Annotated in this window: 3 protein-coding genes; 1 reads left to right on the top strand and 2 read right to left on the bottom strand. The window is 59.0% G+C overall.

The window, feature by feature from the left end:
* Nucleotides 1-122 precede the first annotated feature (122 nt).
* Nucleotides 123-1,967, bottom strand: coding sequence for a ribonuclease J (locus NW841_RS08875; RefSeq protein WP_414366058.1), 1,845 nt, complete (start codon nucleotides 1,965-1,967; stop codon nucleotides 123-125).
* A gap of 260 nt (nucleotides 1,968-2,227) precedes the next feature.
* A complete protein-coding gene (gene dapA / locus NW841_RS08870) occupies nucleotides 2,228-3,148 on the bottom strand; it encodes a 4-hydroxy-tetrahydrodipicolinate synthase (protein ID WP_414366061.1) in 921 nt (306 codons plus the stop codon).
* Between the two features lie 307 nt (nucleotides 3,149-3,455).
* Between dapA and NW841_RS08865 the strand changes: the two genes are divergently transcribed.
* Nucleotides 3,456-4,082 (top strand): nitroreductase family protein, encoded by a 627-nt coding sequence (locus tag NW841_RS08865; protein ID WP_414386128.1) that lies wholly within the window; start codon nucleotides 3,456-3,458, stop codon nucleotides 4,080-4,082.
* The last annotated feature ends 120 nt before the right edge of the window (nucleotides 4,083-4,202 follow it).

Genomic DNA, 4,202 nt, shown 5'->3' with positions numbered 1-4,202 from the left:
CCCTTTAGCGAGGTGGGATCCCTTTCTCCCGAGGCATTGGCAGAGCTCTCGTCTAGCAGCTTCCCAAAAGCAGAACTCCCCTTCTCCAGCCCAGGGAAGCCGTGAGAGCCAGCCACCCCCTCTTACGAAGCCGCCACCGCCGCCGAGGAGCGCCGCCGCCGCCCCAAGGTTACCTGCTCCTGCCGCACTTCGCCAACTGGCAGAGAGGTGACCGGCACAGACTCCTCTTCAGGCGACTGGACAAAAACCAGTACCGTCGGCTTGCCGGGCAGTTGTTCGCGGACAAAGCGGCGCACCACCCGCTCCACCTCCCCCTTGAGGCCGGCCCAGTCGATCTCCAGCCTGCCTCGCTCCAGCGAGCGGGCAAAGCGCGGCCAAGCTTGCTTGAGGGTGTCCTCCAGCAGGGGTTTTAGGTCGGATCCTTTAAAGGAATTGCCCTCACCCGCCAGGCCCAAACTTTGCACCTGCGGCGTGCAGAGCAACTGGCCACTGCCATCCAAGCTGATGACTACCGTCACCATGCCATCTTTGGCCATCTGCTGGCGCTCCTGCAGCATCTCGTCCATGACCACCCCATCGTGGGAAGCGGCAATCATCTGTACCCCCGTGGGCACCTTGCCGACGACAGCAATGCGCTCCTGGTTCACCTCCACTACATCGCCGTTGCCGATGATCACGATGTTTTCCCGCGGGATCCCCATGCTCATTGCCGTTTCAGCGTGCTTGACCAGCATGCGGTATTCCCCATGAGTGGGAACAAAGAACTTAGGACGGGTGAGGGCAATCATCAGCTTCTGGTCTTCCTGGCAGCCGTGGCCGGAGACGTGCAGCCCCTTGTCTTTGCCGTAGATGACATCGGCTCCCAGCTCCATCAGCTTGTCGATCACCCGCGTTACTGCCAGCGTGTTGCCGGGAATGGGGTTGGCCGACCAGATCACTGTGTCTCCTGGCTTGATCTGCAACTGCGGGTGCTCGCCGTTGGCGATGCGGGTCAGAGCAGCCAGCGGTTCGCCTTGGGATCCCGTGGTGAGGATGATTACCTGGTCGTCCGGCAAGCTGTTGATGACATGCATCGGCTGCAGCGTCTCGTCCTTGCAGCGGATGTAGCCTAAGCGCCGCGCGTGAGCCACCACGTTCAGCATGGAGCGGCCCAACAGAGACACCACCCGGCCCTGCTGCTCGGCAATCTGCAACACCAAATTGAGGCGGTGTACCGAAGAAGCGAAGGTAGTGATGATCACCCGTCCCTTGGCTCCCGCAATCGCCTTGGTAAGGCCTGGCACCACCGAGGCTTCGGAAGGAGTAAACCCAGGCACCTCGGCGTTGGTGGAGTCGCTAATCAGACACAGCACCCCCTTTTCCCCATGTTCGGCCAGTCGCTGTAGGTCGAAGCGCTCCCCATCCACCGGCGTGTGGTCAATCTTGAAGTCGCCCGTCTGGATGACAACACCCACCGGCGTGTGCAGAGCCACCGTGAAGCTATCGGGAAAAGAGTGGGTGTTGCGGATAAACTCAGCAAAGAAGTACTTGCTCAGGGGCACGATATCCCGCGGCCCAACCGGGCGCAATTCTGTGCGGTTCAACAGCCCCACATCGCGGAGCTTGTCCTCCAGCAACGCCAGCGCCAAACGCGGGCCATAGATGACCGGAATGTCGAATTCTCGTAGGTGATACGGGATCCCGCCGATGTGATCTTCGTGGCCGTGGGTAACCACCATCCCCCGCACTTTATCGCGGTTTTGCTTGATGTAGGTCATGTCCGGCAGCACGATGTTGATGCCGTGCATGCTCTCATCGGGGAAAGCCAAACCGGCATCCAGCAGGATGATGTCATCCTCGTAGCGGAAGGCCCAGGTGTTTTTGCCGATCTCCCGCTCGCCTCCTAGCGGGATCATCTGCAGCGAGGCAGTGGGCTTGGCTGCCGAGGCCGCAGGACGGGAAGCAATGGAAGTCCGTGGTGTTGGCATATTAGCTTTAGATCCTCAACAGTGACAGTCAAACAGACAAAAACTGGTGTAGACAAATCCCAGCAAACTTACCCGCAAGGTCATAGGTAAAAGCCGGATTCCGCGGTCGCAATTTATCTCTTTCCCGGTGGGGAAAAAGCAAAAACTTTAGAAGAAAAACGGCCCTAGTCACAGCTCAAACGCCACAGAAGACCCCCCAACCCTTGAAAAACTCTCGTCATGGTAAAGGCAAAACCTAAGAAAATGTCATAAAGATGGGATCATGAAGCCTTCGCCGTCCTTCGTTCGGATCCCTGCGCTTCAGCCAGGAGGCCTACTTCTTGCAGCACTTGCCGTAAAACCTGTAGAGAACTGGCCTGGAGAGGCACCAGCGGAGGGCGCACCTGCCCCACTCGCCAACCCTGCATCTCTAGCGCTGCTTTGATGGGAACAGGGTTGGTCTCGATGAACAAAGCCTTAAACAGTGGAAACAGACGCAAATGATAGGTCAAAGCTTGGCCGTGTTGTCCGCTGCTGTAGCTTTGGATCAACTCCTGCAGTTGCGGCCCAACCAAGTGGCTGGCTACACTGACCACACCGCTGCCTCCCAAAGATAAGATCGGCAGTGTCAGAGAGTCATCTCCTGAATAGATGCCGAAATGTGGGGGAGTAAGCCGCCGAATTTCCGAAACTACATCCATTGTACCACTAGCTTCCTTGATGGCGACAATCGTTTCCAACTCCGCTAGTTTCGCCACCGTTTCCGGCTGCAGGCTCACCCCCGTCCGACCGGGAATATTGTAGAGCATGATGGGCAGGTCGCTGGCTTGGGCAATCGCCTTAAAGTGCTGATAGAGGCCAGCCTGGGTGGGCTTGTTGTAGTAGGGCACCACTTGTAAAGAGCCATCCAAACCCAATTGGGCAGCTTTTTTGGTGGCTTCGATGGCCTCGCGGGTGGAGTTGGATCCCGTGCCGGCGATAACTTTAGCCCGACCGGCCACCGCATCTCGCACCACGCGGAACAGTTCGTACTCCTCTTGCCAGGTTAGGGTGGGAGACTCGCCAGTGGTGCCGCAGACCACCAAGCCATCGCTGCCGTGGGTTACCAAGTAATCAGCCAAACGAGCGGCTTCTTCGTAGTTAAGCTCCCCCTCAGGCGTAAAGGGGGTCACCATTGCCGTCAGCACGCGACCGAAATTCACAGGTTATCTCTCCCCATCAACCACGCCGCTCGCCATTGCCGGTCTGTGACCCCGCAAAATCCAATGTTGCGGGCCAGAGCCTTGGTTATCTCCTTATCATACCTGCCTTTGGGCCAGGGATCCCGTTTGGCCGGCGGGGCTGCTTGCCAAGGCTCAGCGCACCGGTTGCCTCAGAGCAGCTAAAAAGGAAATAACCTAGAAGGGGCGGACCGTTTGAACCCAGAATGTATGGTTGCCCACCAACTCTGCCTTTAGTCCTGGGATCAGCAGCCTTCCGGCTCCTGACCTTTCAGCTTCGAGGATTGCGATGGACGCTCTAGCTGCCATAAAAGCGCGCATCTCCGCTGACAAGTTCGATCCCAGACAGCTTCTATCGGAAGCGGAGATCCGCGAGCTGGTGGCCTATGCCACGGAAGCTCCTTCCTCCTTCAACATCCAGCACTGGCGGTTTGTTGCTGTCACGGCTCCCGAGGACAAAGAGCGCCTTAAGGCCCTGGCCTACAACCAACAGAAGGTGGCGGATGCGGCGGTGGTGTTTATTGTCCTGGGGGATCTGAAAGGCTATGAGAAGCTGCCTGAGATTGTCCAAAGGGCTGTGGCCGCCGGGATCCTCCCTCCGGAACGGGCGGAAAGCTGGGTCAACATGGCCCAAGCCACCTACGCCAACAACCCTGCCTTGGCGCGGGATGAGGCAATTCGCTCCGGGGCGCTGGCGGCCATGGCACTGATGATCGCGGCCCAGGCAAAGGGCTTGGTGAGCGGGCCGATGATTGGCTTTGACCCAGAGGGGGTGAAACGGGAGTTCAGGATTGCCGACCGCTACGTGCCGGTGATGTTGCTGGCAGTGGGCTACCCCGCCGCGGGCAACTTGCCGCGCAAGCCCCGCCTGGGGGTGGAGGAGGTGCTGGCCTTTGGGCGAGGACGGGAGTTTTAGGACAGGGGGGCGGGGGCATCTGGGTTGGCGGGAGTTCCCCAGCCCATTTCAACGTAAGGCGCGGGATTCCCCACCCGGGTGGGGAGGGATAGCGCCTCCTGACTGATTCTGGATATATCG

Source organism: Synechococcus sp. H60.3 (genome assembly GCF_047462295.1).
In the GTDB taxonomy this organism is placed as follows: Bacteria; Cyanobacteriota; Cyanobacteriia; order Thermostichales; family Thermostichaceae; genus Thermostichus.
Note: the sequence above shows the minus strand (reverse complement) of the source record. Positions and strands in the feature narration are given on the sequence as shown.